This window comes from Paenibacillus alba (assembly GCF_013204855.1).
GTDB lineage: Bacteria > Bacillota > Bacilli > Paenibacillales > NBRC-103111 > Paenibacillus_E > Paenibacillus_E alba.
In genome coordinates, this window is the sequence record NZ_JABMKZ010000004.1 from 26,766 (window position 1) to 44,951 (window position 18,186).

Here is an 18,186-nt window from a genome sequence, read left to right on the forward strand (position 1 = left end):
TGCTTCATCCCTTACAATTTGACATTGGTTGACTCCGAATACGCGATGATCTCCTCTGCTGTTACTTCACGTCCCAGTCGGTCGGACAGGTACACGCCTTCACTGATTAGCATGGTCTGCAACGCAATCTCCGCAGTCGGCAGAAGGGGTACTCGTCCCTGCAAGGCCGCGATCCAATGATGTTGCGAGGAGCTGTACGCATCGTAATCCGCTTTGAGCCTGCCCCAACGGAGCTCCATGTCGTCCAGGTTCACGGTGCTGTCCATATCCATGTCTGCCATGGTCGTATGAAAGCTGAGAGCACCGGTCTGAGATATGGATGAATACGAAGGGAGCCGTATTCCGCCCTTGCTGCCCATCATACTTGACCCTTCGAAACCTCCCATATGGATCGACCATGCCTCGATGAGATCAAGCGTTGCCCCGCCTTCGAATCGGATAAACCCAACACCCAGCTCTTCGACGTCGAACTCGGATTCTATTCTTCTTGCCTTGTCCATATCCATCTCTTGATAAACTTTCCCGGATACGCTCTTCACCTTCGGAAGATCCAGAAGATATAACATCTGCGCAATGTGATAGACCCCCATGTCAAGTAAGGCGCCTCCTGCAGCGGTTTCTTTCCGGTTGAAAAACTTGGTGCCATAGCCATCCACGAACGGACGTCCTCTGCGGCGAAACCCTGTTGATCTGGCATGGTACAACTTGCCCAAGCTTCCTTCTTCAATTAACACTTTGGCTGCTTTGGTCTCTTTCTTATACAGTGTGTTCAGTTGGATATGAAGCATCTTATTGCAAGCTTTAGCTGTCTCCAGCATCGTATTGCCGTCATAATAGGTCCCGGCAATCGGCTTCTCGCAATATACATGTTTCCCTGCCTCAAGAGCTTCAATGGTGACTGGAGCATGGAAGTTGTTATGGAGGCAGACATCGATCGCATCAATGTCCGCCCGTTTCAGCATCTCCCTAAAATCGGTGTATATATCCTTGATTTGAAATTGGTCGGCTACATGCCGGACGGCTTGCTCATTAATATCACAGACAGCGACAACCTCAGCATGCTCGATCTGAGCATAGTTTTTCAGATGTGTAATACCGATCAATCCTACACCGACAATACCAATTCGAATTTTACTCATTTGTATTCGCTCCTTTGGCTTCTCTTAATTTACATGCGATAATACTTTTTTCATTGCGGCAACTGCCCACTCCACCTGAATATATTGATTGCCAGGCGCATTATCCTCAATTGCCCAATAATCTTTAAATCCTCTGTCATGCAACGTTTGTGCAATACGAATGGCTCGATCTTCCGCAGCCAGCGTTTTGCCTCCAAAATGAACATGGCATGCCCATGGTGCGATAATGGAATCTCCTTCCTCTGGATCAACCTTCCAGCGGTCAACGTGCAGCAAAATACCGAAATTAGGATGGTTGACTGCCTCAGCGATCTGCTTCAGGAAATGAGGATTAAGTGAAGGCCCCATATGATTCTCCGGGCCAACCTTACTGCCGAAATCAGCTGCGATCCGGCTATACTCTTGATATCTTTGTACGATATGCTCAAATTGTTCTTGGCTCATCTCGAAGAAATCGCCTTTTGGATCATTCGAATACGAGCCGCCTGTATCAATTCGCACCGTCTTAGCACCTAGTATGTCTGCAGCACGCAAATGCTTTAACGCATTGTGATATTGCAGCTCGCGTTTCTCCTTGTCCAGATCCCATAGAGAAGCGGTATCAATGGCAAAGTTAACGACTGTCATTTCCTTCTCATCCAGGGCTTCACGAATTTTATGAAGATAATCATCATCTGCCAATTCCCACACTGGCTTGCTTTTGTCGACAAAGAAACCGTTATACAAATCAACCGTGTTCAGACCGTAACGATATTTCACCGTTTCCAAATAACCAAAAACGTCCATTTTACCTTGTACAAATGTGTTTTGGAACGAATACCCGCCGATAGATATCTTCATTTCGCTCATCTCCCTGACTTTTTGTTTTTTGCTGCCCATTCATCCAATTGCTTCTGCTTCTCAGCGATGACCTTATCTATCCCTGCCGCATGAAGAGCAGCATTGAATTTAGGAAGATTGATTTCTGGATCCAGGGCGCCATTCTCTAGACCGCTTTGGTATTGACGAACAACGTTTGTAATCGCTGCTAATTCGGTTTTTACCGGCGATGGGTTGTAGCTGAAACCAAGGGCTGCAGACTTTTTGGATTCTCGATTGTATTGATCCATCTCGTTCCACAGATCAGGATTGTCTGTTATCCAAGTGTGAGATAGAAGCTGATTGCCAAACATCCACCCTTGCCGCATGTTGTAGCCGCTGTTTGTTGCATTGACGCCAGGCGGGAAATCAATGGATTTGCCAACCTTTACATAGTGCTTGCCCTCAATCCCCCAGTCGATGAGATTAATCAAATCTCTATCCGAGTTAAGCAAGTTCAAAAACATCATGGCCCGCTTCGGATCTTTGGAATTGGCAGGGATACCTAGCATAATAGCTGTAATATTGGTTGTGCTTGTGACTTGTTTGCCGATATTGACCAGCTCAAGCTTCGTATTAGTACGCGTTTCAGTTTGGGCAAGCGCACCTGGCTTGCCTTTTTGAATGACGCCGAAACCGACGTTAGCCTTGATTAAATCGACTGCTGTTTCTTTGCTTGTCGAAGCATCTTTGCTAATATAACCTGCTTCATACCAGCGTCTAACCGTTTTTAACAGCTTCGCGTACTCCGGCGTCTCAAATAAATTGACGACCTTGAGATCATCTAAACTATTTAACACGCCAATATTGTCACCGAGAATGTCCCAACTGCTTTCCAATATACGATTTAAGATAGGCGCAGAAGCACCTGGCTTGCCAAGCGGAGTTATCGTAGGCTCATTCTTGCGAATCGTTTCCAGAATCGGATCCAAATCGTCAAACGATTTCACCTTACTTGCATCTAGTTGATATTTATCCAGTAGATCCTTGCGCATCATAACGTTGGTATTGGAGGCAAAGTCTCTAATACTTGGAATGGCATAAATTTTCCCATCAACTTTGGTTGCTTCCAGGATCTCCGGTTGGAGAGCTTTAAGGATGTCTTGCCCTTGGGATTTAAGCAAATCGTCAAGCGGCAGCAATTGTTTTTGCGCTACTTGCCTTGAAAATTCCGTGCCTCCTGTTACGATTAGATCGACTTGTTCATTTCCGGTGAGCATAAGTATGGTTTGCTGATCCCAAGCGGCTGGTTCAATTCTTTCCAGTTTAACTGTCGCATTGATTTTTTTGAGCGTGATTTGGCTCATCTCTTTTTCAACCAATTCCAAATCCTTTTGAGCCGGTCCATAAAATACTAACTTAACCTGATATGGCGGCAGCTTCTCATCACTGGCTTTAGTCGTTCCCTTATCTCCCTCAACCGCAGTGGACTTGGTCGATTCTCTGCTGCAACCTGCCAGTATCATCGACAACAATGTCATGATCAAAAGCATAATATTTACCCTATTACGCATAGTAGATCCTCCCATTCTAATAGTTGCGACCCTTTTGGAACTCATTATCGCTTTATCCTTTGACTGCACCTACAGTAAGTCCCTTTGCAAAATACTTTTGAAAGAATGGGTAGGTCACTAAGATAGGAATCACGCCGATGGCGGCAATCGCCATTTTCAAACCATTATTAGGAATGCCGTCTGGTGTCCCCATGTCAGCAACAAAATGCGAATTACTAGCCAAGTATTGCGCATTCAATAGAATGGTGTTGAGCAATACTTGAATACTATACAGCTTGCTGTCCGTTATATAGATGAGCCCATTAAACCAGTCATTCCAATAATTGATCAATTGGAATAGGCCAACCGCTCCCAATACCGGGGTAGATAACGGCAGAACGATTCGAGCAAAAATTGTGAATTCGCTGGCGCCATCCATATAAGCTGACTCAATCACCTCGCTCGGAATATTCATTGTGAAAAATGTGCGAATCAAAATTACAAAGAATGCGCTTACAAGTAATCCAGGAATCAAAAGTGCGAATAGCGTGTTTTTGATCTGGAACACATTCGAATACATTAAGTAGGTAGGGACAAGTCCTCCATGAAACAGCATGGTGAAGAAAATAAAGAAAGAAATTGCGTTTCGCAGCGGCATATCTCTTCGTGAAATCGGATAAGCGAGTAACGTCATCACGATCAAACTAGTCACTGTCCCGATGACGGTTACAAAAATCGAGATACCATATGCTCGAATCAGCATAGCCGGCTCCTTGAACAAGTACTTGTAGCTCTCCAGACTGAATTCTGTCGGAAACAACGTGTAACCGTTCTTGATAATCGAATTCTCGCTCGATATCGATGAGGCAACAAGCAGGATGAAGGGGATTAAGCAAAGCAAGGAGATTACGATAAAGATACCATTCATCACCCACTGTTCCGTTTTCCTAGGCATCATTTCATCTCACTCCTTTTTAGAACAGGGAATTATCCGGATTAATTTTCTTAACGACATAGTTCGAAATCAGGATGATGATAAACCCAACAATGGATTGATATACCCCTGCCGCAGATGACATGCCGATGTCTCCGTTTTTGAGCAGCGCCCGATAAACATAAGTATCGATAACATTGGTTGTTGGCATCAGGACACCGGAATCAAGTGGGACTTGATAGAACAGACCGAAGTCTGAATAAAAAATACGGCCTATTTGGAGTAAGGTCATGATGATAATAACTGGCATAATCAGGGGAATTGTAATTTTGAAAATTTGCTGCAGTTTATTGGCGCCATCGAGCGTTGCTGCCTCATAATACTCCTGATCAATACCGACTACAGCCGCGAAATAAACGACACTCAAGTACCCTGCTGTGCTCCATATTTTGACCAATGTTAAAATGTACGGCCAATACTTGGGATCGTTGTACCACATAATTCCATCATGTCCCAGGAGCGGAAGGATCGTGTTGTTAATGAGTCCCGTTTCCATACTGAGCAACGAATAGACGAGATAACCAATAATGACCGAAGACATTAAATAAGGAAGCAATAGGATACTTTGATAAAACCGGGGTAAGAAACGATTTTTCAATTCATTCAATAATACGGCCAATGCGACGGCGACAGCCAGATTAAGGGCAATAAAGACCAGGTTGTACAAAATGGTATTCCTTGTAATGATGTAAGCATCTTCTGTTTTGAACAAATACTCAAAGTTTTTGAACCCGACCCACTCGCTGTTCATAATACCCTTGGCGAAGTTAACATCCTTAAAGGCAATCGTTACTCCGAACATGGGAACGTAATTATTGATGAGCAAATAGAAGACTCCCGGTATTAACATAAGATAAAGCATTTTGTATTTCTTCATCTTCTTTAAGCTCGCATTGCTTACCCATGATGACATGGTTGTGGTCCTCCTTTCCGCAATGTAATGGTAATTTCATTGCTTGATTACATTGTAATCTTGGAGTCCCCTGCCGAGCCACTACTAAACTGACTTGTTAGTAATACAATTCTGACCTTTGGGATTTACGATACTGATTTGGATTCATGTGTACCCCATGCTTAAATATCTTTGAGAAATAAGAAAAATTCGAATAGCCTACACTCAATGCAATGTCGCTTACGGACATATTGGTGGTCACGAGCAGCTCCTTGGCCATCGCAATTTTCTCTTCTACGATAAACTCCACAAGGGATTTGCCTGTCTCTTTTTTGAACCGTCTGGACAAATAGTCCGGATGCCAATTGACATGCCTTGCAATATCCTCTCTAGAAATGGCCTCGTCAAGATGCTGCTTGATAAAGGTTAAGATTCTATCCATGACCGATTGGGTATCCTCCGTTACATAACAAAACTTGATCGTCTGATCCAGCGCATACTTCACCCAGATCTGCAGATCAGTCACAGAGCGTATAGCCTGCGACATTTGCTCAATAGCTATCGCTTCCCCTAGAACCTGATAGGCTTGCCATTCTTTGAATTGGATAAAAGAATAAATCATCTGTAAGAAATTCTGGAAAAATTGTTCCAGAACCTCTGCTTTCAATCCAACGACTTCCTTAAGCGAGTTCAAATAGCGTTCTGCTTCGGCAAGAATGGCGTCATAGGCGCCTTGCTCGAGCATCTTTAACCAGACGTTCATTTGCAGGACATCGATCGATTCCGAGCTCTTCAAATCCTCGCTCAAGAAAAAAACGTGGTTACTCCGATTCAGGTTGCTATCCTTCATACAGATCAAGCTGTTATATCGGATCGCCATCTCATGGATCCATCCCTTCTCGCCCACATAACACGAAAGATCGCAGCGGAAATATCTGTTGCACGACTCGATGTAGATTTCGCACAGCTGTCTCATATCCTCCATAAGATTTCCGGTCTGTTCACGTAGAGGAAGGAGTGCTACAAACACGTCACTGCTCATGCGTACCAATTGGCCATGTTCATCGCCGTGAAGGATCATATGGTCCGCGGCATTCAGCAGCGCATATTCCATAAGTCTCTTATCTTGAGCGTTCAACTTCTCCGCCCAGCGCTGAACGAAGATCAGGATCGGCAGGAAGGATTCCGTCTCTCGGATTGGCAGGTTCTTTCTGTGCAGAACATCCCGTATCCGCTCCGGACTCGATACGCTCTGATCCATCACCTCCTGCCAGAACCTCTCCATTAAAATAGAGCGGTTCGTATGCCATAGATTGGCAAAATATTGGTTCTCTATCATGCTGATTTGTTGATCTCTTTTTTCATTAATCATCTCTATCCCTCTTAGAACAACTGCTCGCAGTTCATTGAACTTAACAGGCTTGAGCATATAGTCAAGGCTTCCCAATTGGAGAGCTTCCTGCGCATAGGCAAAGCTTGAATGACAGGTTAGAAATATGGATTGCGTTAACGAATGTCGCTCTCTTACCCATGACAACAATTCAAGTCCGCTGCTCTGAGGCATCTCAATATCGCAAATCATAATGTCAATGAGATGTTCATCAAATATCCTCATCGCTTGCTTCGTACTATGAGCTACATGAATATGGGAGATTGACAGTTCTGCCCAATCCACTCCAGCTTGAACGGCTCTCACCGCATGGATCTCATCGTCAACGATCAGTAATTGATACATGTCTTTCCTCCTCAGGTCTCATTTTCAAGAACGAACGGGAGCTTTACCACTACGCTTGCTCCCCCATCCGGATGATTGGATATTATCAATTGAGCCCTACTTTGGTAGATCAACCGCAATCGACGTCTGGAATTCCATATGCCAATATACCCGTTGTTCTCATAGGCTAAGTCAACTTCTGATTGCCACTTCACTAACGCCTCTTCTGAGAATCCTTTCCCCGTGTCTCGGATTACGATGCATAGATAGGGCTCCTGATCCCCGCAAAGCTCCATGTCCACAGTTAACTGGATCGGTTCCTCCATCGTAATGGCATGTTTGATCGTGTTCTCTACGAAAGTTTGTATGATCAGCGGAGGAATCAATGCCTGGGAAAGCGATTCGTCACTGTTAATCTGATAAGTAAACCCATCCTGAAACCTCATTGCCTGGATCTGCAAGTAGTTGCGGGTGTGAGCGATTTCATCTTCCAGCTTGACGAACTCCAAGTTGTTCTGAAACATGAATCTCATATAGGTGATTAAGTACTCCGACATATCCTGTATTAATTGATAGTTTTGAAATTGGGCAAGGTTATAAATTGTATTCAGCGCGTTCAGAAAAAAGTGCGGATTGATTTGCAGTTGCAAATATTTAAGCTCCGCTTTCTGAATGAACAGTTGCTCTTCATAGACGGTGATTTTTAATGCTTTGATCTCCGAAACCATGCTATTAAACACATCATTCATCAGTTCAAACTCAAACGAAACAGGATATTGCTTAACCCGTTGGTCCAGATTGCCGTCGCGTACTCGTCTCATGACCTCTACGATCCGGTTAATAGGAAGTAAGATAATATGCCGCAGGAAGATATAAAAAATCGGCAAAATGATCAGGGCTCCTAAGATCACTAGGTACCAAAGGCGCTGAAGAAACGGGAGATGTTCCAAGATGACGCTATAAGGGATCAAGAACAACAGGGAGAAATTACCTTGCTTGGAATGTGTACTGACTTGTAAATAATCATTCTTGTTAGCAATGGAAGTATTGTCACTCATCGGTTTGAGATTTTCTGTGACAAGCAGAGATTTCCCTTCTGGCCCCATATCCAGCAAGCCGAAAGGAATCATCAGCTTCGATGCCTTCACCCATGCCCCGACATACACATCCCCAATTTTTTGTATTTTAACGATATAGTAATCTTCGTTAATTTGGTATGGAAACCATTTTTCGAAGTCCTGCTTCTGGAAACTTTCCCTCTCCCGAAGCATCTGAATTATCCCTGACTGGATCGTTTTCAGTTGTTCCATCGTCGCGTCGGACGGCTGATTCGTAATAAGTTCTTTATTGACCGATGAATAAATGAATAGATAATCCATCTCTTTGTAAGTATGGATATCTCTTTCCAATTTATTGAATAGATTGATCTTCGCCAAGAGATAGTCGTCGCTGTTCACTTTTGCAGATATATCCAACTTAATTAAATCGTTCTCAAAAGCGACCATTGTTCGTAAATATTTATCGATCTCCTCCAAATTCCGGTCAACTTGATCCATGTATAATGCGACCAAATGGCGATTGGAATTGGCTACTTGCTCACGAACAACTTTCATCCCGTAGTAATTATCGAAAATAAGCAGAAGCTGCAAAGGAATGACAAGCAGAAGAAAGCCCACGATCAGCTTGAATCGAATGGACTTATTCGAGAGTCTATGTATGAATGGCATGATTCATTAACCTCCTAAGGCAAGGCGCCTAAATTCCAGAATTCGGAATATATTCGATACAAGCGTCTGTTTCCCCTCCCTCCCGTTAGTGCAGCTTCGTTCCGAAATGCAAATAAGCGATGGATCGGTTCCATCACTGTGCTCTTATATTACGTTAGCTTTATTTGTAAATAACTGCTGCCGATCCTTAGGATTCTCATGAAAATCACGCTTAGTTTTCAATATGAGTTATTTAGTGAAAAGATCGTCTATTGCTTGTACAGCCAGTTCCAACGATTTAATTCTTCTTTCTAAAAGCGTTCTTTGAGGGGAACCGTCTTTTGACTTAGTATAACTGTTTTTAATTGATGGAAATAAACCAGTAATAACATAGCGGGCATCTGCTAAATCTTCCTGAGGGTAATGATTAGGCGCTTGATTCCAAACGTGTTCTAGCACGGCTAAACCGATGTAAATTGCTCTGAGTCTTTTCTTTACAAGGGAAGTATTCGCCCCAGTTTGAGTCATCTTGGACAAAGCATTCTCGAGTTTATGGATTGTCGATTGTAAAGATTTTATTGATTCCAATTTAACCACATTAGATACGTTTTCCATGTTAGTAGGGTCCTTTCATCGTTTTTATGCTTCTAGTGAAATTGTATCACATTTATGCAAGAAATAAGGTACGTCTGTTCTATCACTTGATTTAGCGATATTAGCTCAAGAAAAGCTTAGAACGTCAGCACAAAAGGCTGCACGCGGCAGCCTTTTTAGGTTTGTTCAACTATCGTTCTCCGTTAATCGAACCCCCTAATGTAACGATGAGGAATATGGAAGGGACAAATGTTCTATATACTTATAACACATCTATGCTAAAATTCAATTTGATATCTTTCATCGAGAGGGTGTTGTTATTTTGATTAGAAAAGCGTTTCTGAGAGATTCCCAAGAGATCGCTAGGCTTTCAAGCCAATTGGGCTATCCAGTGGATGTCTCCCAACTTGAAGAGAGATTCCAATATATCTCTAATCACAACGACCATATTGTTTATGTGATGGAATCAAACCATGTTTTGCTCGGATGGATTCATGCTAATGTCCGTTTCTTAATCGAATCGCCACCATTTGTTGAGATAGCTGGACTTATCGTCGACAGTGCTTATCGAGGAAATGGGATTGGCAAACAATTAGTACAAGCATGTGAGCAATGGGCAGCAGAATCCGGATTCACAAAAATTAGAGTGCGTACCAATCAGACTAGATCAGATGCCGTCCAATTTTATAATCGAATTGGCTTTACAACTAAAAAATCGCAGCATGTGCTCGATAAAGAAATTTAGCGATCGCCACCACTCGTTGCTTTTTGATGACAAAAATAAACCAAACCTTGCGAAAAACCGCAAGAAAAATGTTTCTACAGAAAAAAAAGCCTGACTTCTCAGGCTTATTACTTATAAGTTATGTAGGCACATTTGTGTCATTGGACATTCATGTTGTCTGCACATAATAGTCGACTTCGTTCTTTTTAGGGGTCTCGCTAAAATCTCACTCTTTGCGGCAAAGATGAACGTTGCTGACCGCGGACGTCACTTTAAAGCCGCCATGACACCATAAAGAGAATTCCGCATTCCACCCTTCTGGGACTGTGGGGAACACACGAATGACCGGCTCTTAGAAATTACACAAAAATAACCCCCGGTAAATTCCGGGAGCTAGCTTCGTTAGAACAAATATGAAGTAGGAATCTCATATTAGTCATTAATTCAAATTAACTTTCATAACGTACTAAGTCGTAGCTCATAAAAATACTGCACAATTGGATGCTTTAACTTCATCTTCTCGGCCATGTTTATAATTCGCTTTTTTCCAACTCTTCTGTCAACCAAAGCTAAAATATTCAATAAGATATCATTGCTCTCTAGGCTTTCCTCTATAGAAATAGATAAAAACTTATTGGCTACAACAATAAAATTGGATTTACTTAATGCTGACTGTTCTGATAAAAGCTCCTTTGCATATTCTGATATTTTTCTATTTCTTGCCATTACTTGGAGACGATCCTCCGGAACTATCCCCTTGGTATCTTTTCTGACAGCTTCAATTTCTTCATTGTTGATCGGAATTTGGATATCTGGATCATTCTTTATTTCCAGCTCCGTATGATACCATCTGATTAAGGTAGTTATATCACTCATATTGAGTACGTTCTTTTTATCTACTGCAATATAACAATGTCCTGCTTTATCAGGTAAATAACGGTAGCTAGTTGCACGGTATTCGAACCTTCCATATAGTGCAGGACAGAGAAAGCTCTCCAGAAGTTGCTTCAATTTGCTCCAGGCCATGTAATCCTCCTATTTAACGAGTGAACTTGCCATCTAACACCTTGAATTCCATAAAGGCTTCTATATTCTATTGAGGCAAGTCGTTCTATTATCCATAATACAATAACCAACACTTCGATCATAGTGAACCTCCTCCACTTACTTGCTAGCACAATAGGAAAACCGGCAGCGGATCTCTGATCTGCTGCCGGTTTATTGTTATTTTTGTGACCTTCTTCATTCATCTAACGCTATTTTGTGAAATAATGTCCTTGCTCCAGATATGCGAGGTGTGGAACTCTACCTTCCTTAATAATGGACAAATGTCTATAAGATTCGCTTCTGATGCCTGATGTAGAGTATAGTAGGAATAGTTGAAAAAATATTCTAGGAGGCTGCAGCCATGTCACAGGAGATTTGGATTAACCTGCCGGTCAAAGATGTTGAGAGGTCAACTGCCTTTTTCAATGAGATTGGATTCCATGCGGTGAGCTTTGGTAACGAGAGAGCCAGGCTTGCCATAGGCCAAACAACGATTTTGCTGTTCCCAGATGAGGCGTTTGAGAAATTTACAGGTTCAAAAACCGCAGATACTTCCCATAGCGCAGAAGTAATATTTTCCATTGGCGCTGAAAGCAGAGAAGAAGTAGATGCCTTTATTCAAAAAGTAGAGTTTGCCGGAGGAAGCATCTTTGGCAAGCCGAGTGAAACTGACGGCTGGATGTACGGCGCAGGATTTGCCGACCTGGACGGTCACCGCTGGAACTTGCTGTACATGGATAAGAGCAAAATGCCGAAACGCTAATATGGAAACGCCGGTCACCTGTTTAAGGTCATCGGCGTTTTTTTACAATTAACGGTAATTATTAGACCCTGTTAGAGCCTCGCAAACGTGATGTAATCGACTTGGGCTGGCTCTGCCGAATCGATCCGAAGTCCCCGGTTGATCTGTCCCCGATGATATTGCCCATGTAAGAGGACCTGCAACAGGATGTCCCGGACGGACGTTCGGAATGGAACCCCGTTCTGGTTCGCATAGTCGATTATCTCGTCCAATTCGGATTCCTCGAGCCCTTCGATATAGACGCGATATTGCTCGGCGTTTTCTTCGAACATTGTCCGGATCGCCGTCAGGTTTTCCGCTTCCTCCCACAACGAATATTGCGCGCTTCCCTTGCCCTGCAATCGGGACAGCCAGACTCGTTCCGCGACCGCGACGTGCCGAATCAGCTTCAGAAGGTCCTTATTCTTCGTCTCACTCTTCTCAAGCGCGTCCAAGATGCGTCCGTCCGCCCAGTACAAGTGGTCCATCATGCACTTGATCGTCTTCATTTCGGTTTCCCCCTCTTCGTCTCATTGATGACTTGAACCTACTGTTATCCGTTATTTTAATCATTTGAATGAACTAAAACAACCTTTTTCACAGCAGCTGCCAGTATTTAAGCCAAATCAGATGAGGCGCTTTATAGTTTAGGGAGGGTCCGTTTCTCAACAAACTGCCTCGGCGAGCAGCCGAAGTGCCTTTTGAATAATTGATAAAACTGGGCTGGACTGGTAAACCCTACTTTGCCGCTAATTTCAGTTACCGACCACGCCTCTGTCAGCAAGAGCTGCTCTGCTCGTTTCATTCGGCGCATCTGGACATAGGACGTAAACGTCATCCCCATTCCTTTTTTGAACATCTTGGCAAAATAGCTGCTATTATAGTTCAGCTTGCTGCTTATATCCGCAATTTGGAAAGAGATTTCCAACTGTTGTTCGATATAAACAAGTGCAGGACGCAATTTCTCCGCTAGCTGTGGATCCATCGGTTTGATGATGTGCGCATCATCAATCTGAATTAACGTGTACATGAGCTTTTTCAAGCTAGCATTTATAGAGAGCTCGTAGCCCCGCTGTTGTATCGTCATATCGAGCAGCATCTGATGGATAAGTTGGTGAATGACCTGTATGCTTGCCGGATATTTGCGCAGCGTCTCATTGAACTGTGTTAAATTGGCCGAGCGGCCCGTAAATGCGGCGAGATACGAAATCAAAGATGGATCCATAAAAGCTGCCATATCAACATGGCAGACGATATACAGCAGATCGTCATGTCCATGTTTATGGGATCTGTGCACTTCATTGGAACCGAGCATCACCACATTACCAGCTTGCAGATGATAGCTGAGATGTGTTGTTTCCATCGTCAGGGTACCTTGCTGCACAGCGATCAACTCCACCTCTTCATGATAGTGCCAGGGTCCATATTGAGCGGATGGTTGGCTAGGATGATGTAGGGTCCATATTTTCATCCGGAAATCTGGATCTTCATAATCCACATGTTCTTTATCGTAAGCTGTCAGATTCACTGGCACGGGGATCCTCCTGCACTTCATTGTTATTCCCATCATATCATGAATGTCCGTTTTCAAGATAATTGAAGCTTATATCAAGAGGCATTTTGGTATGTACTCTTTTAAAATAAAGAGAAGTACCTACATTCCAAAGGAGCGATAGACAATGAATGAGATCGAGACACTCCAAGGTGACCATGATCTTAGACTGCCTGCTTGGGGACCTTATACCAAACAATACATGGGTATCTCCCATATCAGCGATCAAGCGCAAGGCTTGCGTTTTGATCTTAGTTTAATGCCTGGTTTCTATAGGAGAAAAATGGATGTTCCCAGCGTGCTATGGGAATCTGGCTATCATCCATGGGAGGCAACGGCGGATTACAGCTTCTTCTCCCACCGCCATGAGCTTGAATGGAAAGATCGCGTCTATACCGACATTTCCTTCAGCCGTATAGCCGATCAGTGCCGTCTGATTCGAGTATCCTTCGTGAACCAATCCGAGCAGCCGCAAAACTTGGTACTGCACTGGATGGCTTCGCTTCAGCCGCCTCGCCTTCTCGGGCACGGCGACGTACAGGTATGTGCAGATGCACAGCTGCCCGAGGGCGCTGTGTGGGTTGATGCGCTAGATTATAGCGAATTGAATTTCGCACGCCCACGACCGTCAGACGGCTTGGTCTATGACGGTTTTCTTAGGGGTGAAATTCGAGGCCAGCATTTTACGGGAGGGTCCGCAATAGGAGGCAACTTCGGTGCCGATCAAGGGGACTTGCTGCGTTATGAGATAAACCTCGCAGAGCCTTTAATTAACGGCGTGTTTGTACTGCGCTACCAAACGGAGAAAAACGGGGAGCTTGAGCTTCAAATTGGACATCAGACATACCGATTTGATATAGAGGCTTCCAACTTCCTCAGGGTTGCCCATCTACCGATCGGGATGCTTGCAGCAGGAGACTTCACGCTCTCCTTATCTGCTTGCGGCTCCGCCCCCTTGGTGCTGGACGGCTTTACCCTACTCGAGCACAACGCTACCCAGGAGGTTGTCTTTGTCGACCGGCCCTGGCACATCGAGCCTGAATTACTGGAAGGGCCTGTTCCTGGCAGCCTGATCCTCCGATATAAAGATTGCCCGTATCATTACGGCCTTTTGTGGAGCTACCCCCATGTCGAGATACGACAATACAAAAACGACGAACTGGATCGGTATGCCCGTCATACGGTGCATAATCACGTTGATGCGGTCTTGCAGGGTAATGGAAAGGGTCACTTTACGAATGTGTTCATGCGTCCCATTTATGTCGTACCCGCTTCATCGAAGATCCTTCATGGCATGGTCTGTTCTGGGACGTACGAAGAAGTGCTTGCCTCCTTAACAGCGGTTTCGCTAGACTACGACCAATGCGAAGCCATTTATAAAGCTGAACGTGCGAAGTTAATTCCGCCTCCCTCCTATGCTGCCGGTGACACCTATGCGTTTAGCCAGCAGCTTATGCGGGCTACGCTGCTAACCAATACTGTCTTCCCTGTCTACACCAAACGCAGGTATATTCGCCACAGTACGCCAGGGCGCTGGTGGGATTCCCTATATACATGGGATTCAGGGTTTATCGCACTCGGGTTCTCCGATTTGGATACAGGGCGCTCCATAGATTGCTTGAACGCGTATATGACAGAACCTGGTGACCGCCAGGCTGCCTTCATTCATCATGGCAGCCCTGTGCCCGTGCAGCATTATGTGTTTCTTGAGCTGTGGAACCAAGGGCAGTCTCTCGCCTTCTTGCATCATTTTTATCCGCGATTGCGTCAATATTACTTGTTCCTAGCCGGGAAAATGAGCGGGTCTACTACTGGCCTACTGCGCTCCGGACTGCTTAAGACATGGGATTACTTCTATAATTCCGGGGGGTGGGACGACTATCCGCCGCAAACATATGTGCATGCGCAAATGCTGGAAGCAACAGTTGCCCCTATTGTGACAACGAGCCAGGCCATTCGTATTGCTAAAATCCTGAAAATGGCTGCCACAATGTCGGACAATTGGCAGGAAGACATAAGCGAATACGAGCAGGATATAGAACGATGGAGTCATGCTTTGGAGAAGTATGCGTGGGATGAAGAAGCCGGTTATTATGGTTATGTCGTGCATAGCGAGCAGGGTGAGCCAGAAAGCCTTCTACGGCACAGCTCCGGGGCCAATTACAACATGGGGATGGATGGGCTTTACCCGCTAGTAGCCGGCATCTGTACCAAAACGCGTGCGGATCGGCTAGTAGCCGCGCTATTTGATGATAAACGTTTATGGACGCCAATCGGCCTGTCCACCGTTGACCAAAGCGCGCCTTATTATCGGGCGGATGGCTACTGGAACGGTGCGGTTTGGATGCCGCATCAATGGTTTTTCTGGAAAACCATGCTCGATTTGGGTTACTCCGATCTTGCCTTCCGCATCGCGGACACCGCTTTAGACTTATGGAAGCGTGAGACCGAGGCCACCTACAACTGTTATGAGCACTTTATCGTGCAGACAGGTCGAGGCGCAGGATGGCATCATTTCGGCGGTTTGTCGGCTCCGGTCATCAATTGGTTTGCTGCTTATTACCAGCTTGGCAAAGTTTCCACTGGTTTTAATGTATGGATGCTGCAGCAGTCCTTTAACGAAAGCTATACGGCGTATCAGGCGGAATTTAACTATACAAGTAAAGCGGAACAAGCCTTCAGCATCGTGGTCAACATGGCAGAAGGCGTACACTATGAAGTAGAGGGAACAGGGTGTACCGTGCAGTGGACGATTAACAAGTGTGGTGGTGTAGAAATGTACATTACCGATTGCATGCCGCAGGCCGCTGTGCGGATCCGAGCATGCTAAATGATTTTTACGCAACAGAACCCGCCTATCTTTGGCGGGTTCTATTTGTTTTATTTTTTCATATCGATGGAATCTTAACAATCACTGTCGTTCCAATACCAAGTTGACTCTCTATCTCTACCCCGTAACCCTCTCCAAACAGCAACTTTATCCTATTATTAATATTGGAAAGCCCTATATTTTTACCTTCCAAACTGTTTTCCACTCTCTCCGAATAGGCCATATGCAGTTTCGCTTTCATACGTTCCAGTTCATCTTGACCTATCCCTTTCCCCGTATCCGCTACTTGAAAACAGATATCTCCATTCTCATCCATATTGCCGCTTACACAAAGTTGTCCACCTGCGTCCATACTTTCGAGTCCATGATAGACGGAATTTTCCACAATGGGCTGCAATATCATTTTAGGTGTTTTCATACCTAATAACTTGTCATCAACCTTAACTTCCAAAGAAAACTTGTTCTCATATCGAATGGAAATAATATTGAGATAGGCCTTAATACATTGAATTTCTTCGCTGATTAAGACGAGTTCGCTTTTTTCAATACTATATCGAAAAATCTTTGACATACTCGAAGTAATCTGCGCGATTTCCTTACTGCCGTATTCTAGACCGATACTACTAATGCAATTTAAAGTATTATAAAGGAAATGCGGGTTGATTTGACTTTGCAAGGCAGAAAACTCCGCCTGTTTTTTGCTCAATTCCGCTTCATATAATCTTGCCTGGGTACTAATAACATGACTCGTCATCTCTTCCATATTGTCAATCATCCTATTAATATCATAAGCCAGAACGCCAACTTCATTGGTTGAACGTACCTTTACCCGAAAGCTCCTGTCGCGATTACCAATTTTTTTCATATCTGAGACAAGCCCCATCACAGGTCGAGTCAGATTGTTTAAGAAAAAGTACCCCAGAATCATCATACTTATAATGATACCAATTCCTGCAATAATGCTAATATTCTTAATTGCCTTCATGTCCGTTGTCAGTTCATGCACCGGTATCATACTTACGATCCGCCACTCGTCCGCCTGCCTCAAGCCTTTTGCCTGTACGATGACATCTTCCCCATTGATTTTGGTTTTTACCCCATTCGTTAAACTTTGACTATCTATCGAAAGAATTTCCTTGAATAAATTGCCATGCAATTTTGCATGATTTGACGCAATGACCTCATTTCGGCTGTTAAGGATATACAAAGCTGAATTAGGCGTCAATTCTGTGTTTTCCACAAGATCTTGTATCTTATCCATATTCACCATTACGGAACAATAGCCTGTCTTTTTAGAAAATTGAACCCCGCCAATCGCCTCAATAATGGGTGCTATATAAAAGAAATAGTCATTTCCTGTTTTTTCGTCCTTTAATAAGTTTGTAAATGTCCCTTTAGCACCTGTCTGACTCTCATTTTTAAATGAATTAATAAAATGAATATACTGATTTGAAAACGTAATATCACCGTTGGTCGTCGCTAAACTGGAAACTCTTCTTCCTTGATTATCCGTAATCACAATGCCATTCAAATAAGAATTAAATAACCTCATATATTCAATGAGATCAATGACATAAGTGCCAATTTCAAACCCCCTCTTATAATCATCATCTGCAATGGTAAACTCCTGTACCCATTTATTATCAACAGCTATGTTCGTACTGACTTTAATATCGTTAAAAACAGAATCGATCTTTTGGCGAGTTTGTTCTATGATCGTATTCCCATAATTTACAGCTCTCTTTTGGGTTAAATTATAAAAGCTATAGTAGGAATAGACTTCCATGATGGTAAATATGAAAACCGAAAATAAAAATATCAGTAAGATTTGATGTTTAAGTTTTAGCCTACTAATCTGCAAG

At 43.8% G+C, this 18,186-nt stretch carries 15 protein-coding genes; 3 read left to right on the forward strand and 12 right to left on the reverse strand.

Translation table 11 applies throughout. The features are described from left to right. Positions 1-11 precede the first annotated feature (11 nt). The 8 genes from HQN90_RS07135 to HQN90_RS07170 form a co-directional block, all read right to left on the reverse strand. A complete protein-coding gene (locus HQN90_RS07135) occupies positions 12-1,139 on the reverse strand; it encodes a Gfo/Idh/MocA family protein (protein ID WP_173217109.1) in 1,128 nt (375 codons plus the stop codon). A 24-nt stretch (positions 1,140-1,163) separates the two neighbouring features. Beyond that, positions 1,164-1,979: a sugar phosphate isomerase/epimerase family protein gene (locus tag HQN90_RS07140; RefSeq protein WP_173217110.1), complete on the reverse strand. Its 816-nt coding sequence runs from the start codon at positions 1,977-1,979 to the stop codon at positions 1,164-1,166. 5 nt (positions 1,980-1,984) lie between these two features. Continuing rightward, entirely contained in the window at positions 1,985-3,511 is a 1,527-nt protein-coding gene (locus HQN90_RS07145; protein ID WP_173217111.1) for an ABC transporter substrate-binding protein, read from the reverse strand. Between the two features lie 52 nt (positions 3,512-3,563). Beyond that, a complete protein-coding gene (locus tag HQN90_RS07150; RefSeq protein WP_338042288.1) occupies positions 3,564-4,448 on the reverse strand; it encodes a carbohydrate ABC transporter permease in 885 nt (294 codons plus the stop codon). A 16-nt stretch (positions 4,449-4,464) separates the two neighbouring features. Further along, positions 4,465-5,397 carry an ABC transporter permease gene (locus HQN90_RS07155; protein ID WP_246362129.1) on the reverse strand — a complete coding sequence of 311 codons (933 nt, stop codon included), beginning with the start codon at positions 5,395-5,397 and terminating at the stop codon, positions 4,465-4,467. A 97-nt stretch (positions 5,398-5,494) separates the two neighbouring features. Continuing rightward, a complete protein-coding gene (locus HQN90_RS07160) occupies positions 5,495-7,111 on the reverse strand; it encodes a response regulator transcription factor (RefSeq protein WP_173217112.1) in 1,617 nt (538 codons plus the stop codon). Between the two features lie 11 nt (positions 7,112-7,122). Next, entirely contained in the window at positions 7,123-8,817 is a 1,695-nt protein-coding gene (locus HQN90_RS07165) for a sensor histidine kinase (protein ID WP_173217113.1), read from the reverse strand. Between the two features lie 228 nt (positions 8,818-9,045). Next, positions 9,046-9,411 (reverse strand): hypothetical protein, encoded by a 366-nt coding sequence (locus tag HQN90_RS07170; protein ID WP_173217114.1) that lies wholly within the window; start codon positions 9,409-9,411, stop codon positions 9,046-9,048. A gap of 301 nt (positions 9,412-9,712) precedes the next feature. Between HQN90_RS07170 and HQN90_RS07175 the strand changes: the two genes are divergently transcribed. Continuing rightward, on the forward strand, positions 9,713-10,135 hold the full coding sequence (locus tag HQN90_RS07175) for a GNAT family N-acetyltransferase (RefSeq protein WP_216855241.1): 423 nt from the start codon (positions 9,713-9,715) through the stop codon (positions 10,133-10,135). A 435-nt stretch (positions 10,136-10,570) separates the two neighbouring features. Here HQN90_RS07175 and HQN90_RS07180 read toward each other — a convergent pair whose 3' ends face one another. Further along, on the reverse strand, positions 10,571-11,140 hold the full coding sequence (locus HQN90_RS07180; protein ID WP_173217115.1) for an SF0329 family protein: 570 nt from the start codon (positions 11,138-11,140) through the stop codon (positions 10,571-10,573). Positions 11,141-11,522: 382 nt separating this feature from the next. Between HQN90_RS07180 and HQN90_RS07185 the strand changes: the two genes are divergently transcribed. Then, positions 11,523-11,924: a VOC family protein gene (locus HQN90_RS07185; protein WP_173217116.1), complete on the forward strand. Its 402-nt coding sequence runs from the start codon at positions 11,523-11,525 to the stop codon at positions 11,922-11,924. A gap of 71 nt (positions 11,925-11,995) precedes the next feature. Here HQN90_RS07185 and HQN90_RS07190 read toward each other — a convergent pair whose 3' ends face one another. Together HQN90_RS07190 and HQN90_RS07195 are read right to left on the reverse strand one after the other, a co-directional pair. Then, positions 11,996-12,451 carry a DinB family protein gene (locus HQN90_RS07190; RefSeq protein WP_173217117.1) on the reverse strand — a complete coding sequence of 152 codons (456 nt, stop codon included), beginning with the start codon at positions 12,449-12,451 and terminating at the stop codon, positions 11,996-11,998. A 131-nt stretch (positions 12,452-12,582) separates the two neighbouring features. Next, on the reverse strand, positions 12,583-13,476 hold the full coding sequence (locus HQN90_RS07195) for a helix-turn-helix domain-containing protein (RefSeq protein ID WP_173217118.1): 894 nt from the start codon (positions 13,474-13,476) through the stop codon (positions 12,583-12,585). A gap of 145 nt (positions 13,477-13,621) precedes the next feature. On the opposite strand from HQN90_RS07195, the gene HQN90_RS07200 reads away from it, so the two are divergent. Further along, positions 13,622-16,324, forward strand: coding sequence for an MGH1-like glycoside hydrolase domain-containing protein (locus tag HQN90_RS07200; RefSeq protein WP_173217119.1), 2,703 nt, complete (start codon positions 13,622-13,624; stop codon positions 16,322-16,324). A 58-nt stretch (positions 16,325-16,382) separates the two neighbouring features. Here HQN90_RS07200 and HQN90_RS07205 read toward each other — a convergent pair whose 3' ends face one another. Beyond that, positions 16,383-18,185, reverse strand: coding sequence for a cache domain-containing sensor histidine kinase (locus HQN90_RS07205; protein ID WP_173217120.1), 1,803 nt, complete (start codon positions 18,183-18,185; stop codon positions 16,383-16,385). Between the last annotated feature and the right edge of the window lies 1 nt (position 18,186).

What these genes read in the sequence shown, in the direction of transcription:
- HQN90_RS07135 (WP_173217109.1), bottom strand. Translation starts at nt 1,139, where the DNA reads ATGAGTAAAATTCGAATTGGTATTGTCGGTGTAGGATTGATCGGTATT.
- HQN90_RS07140 (WP_173217110.1), bottom strand. Translation starts at nt 1,979, where the DNA reads ATGAAGATATCTATCGGCGGGTATTCGTTCCAAAACACATTTGTACAA.
- HQN90_RS07145 (WP_173217111.1), bottom strand. Translation starts at nt 3,511, where the DNA reads ATGCGTAATAGGGTAAATATTATGCTTTTGATCATGACATTGTTGTCG.
- HQN90_RS07150 (WP_338042288.1), bottom strand. Translation starts at nt 4,448, where the DNA reads ATGATGCCTAGGAAAACGGAACAGTGGGTGATGAATGGTATCTTTATC.
- HQN90_RS07155 (WP_246362129.1), bottom strand. Translation starts at nt 5,397, where the DNA reads ATGTCATCATGGGTAAGCAATGCGAGCTTAAAGAAGATGAAGAAATAC.
- HQN90_RS07160 (WP_173217112.1), bottom strand. Translation starts at nt 7,111, where the DNA reads ATGTATCAATTACTGATCGTTGACGATGAGATCCATGCGGTGAGAGCC.
- HQN90_RS07165 (WP_173217113.1), bottom strand. Translation starts at nt 8,817, where the DNA reads ATGCCATTCATACATAGACTCTCGAATAAGTCCATTCGATTCAAGCTG.
- HQN90_RS07170 (WP_173217114.1), bottom strand. Translation starts at nt 9,411, where the DNA reads ATGGAAAACGTATCTAATGTGGTTAAATTGGAATCAATAAAATCTTTA.
- HQN90_RS07180 (WP_173217115.1), bottom strand. Translation starts at nt 11,140, where the DNA reads ATGGCCTGGAGCAAATTGAAGCAACTTCTGGAGAGCTTTCTCTGTCCT.
- HQN90_RS07185 (WP_173217116.1), top strand. Translation starts at nt 11,523, where the DNA reads ATGTCACAGGAGATTTGGATTAACCTGCCGGTCAAAGATGTTGAGAGG.
- HQN90_RS07190 (WP_173217117.1), bottom strand. Translation starts at nt 12,451, where the DNA reads ATGAAGACGATCAAGTGCATGATGGACCACTTGTACTGGGCGGACGGA.
- HQN90_RS07200 (WP_173217119.1), top strand. Translation starts at nt 13,622, where the DNA reads ATGAATGAGATCGAGACACTCCAAGGTGACCATGATCTTAGACTGCCT.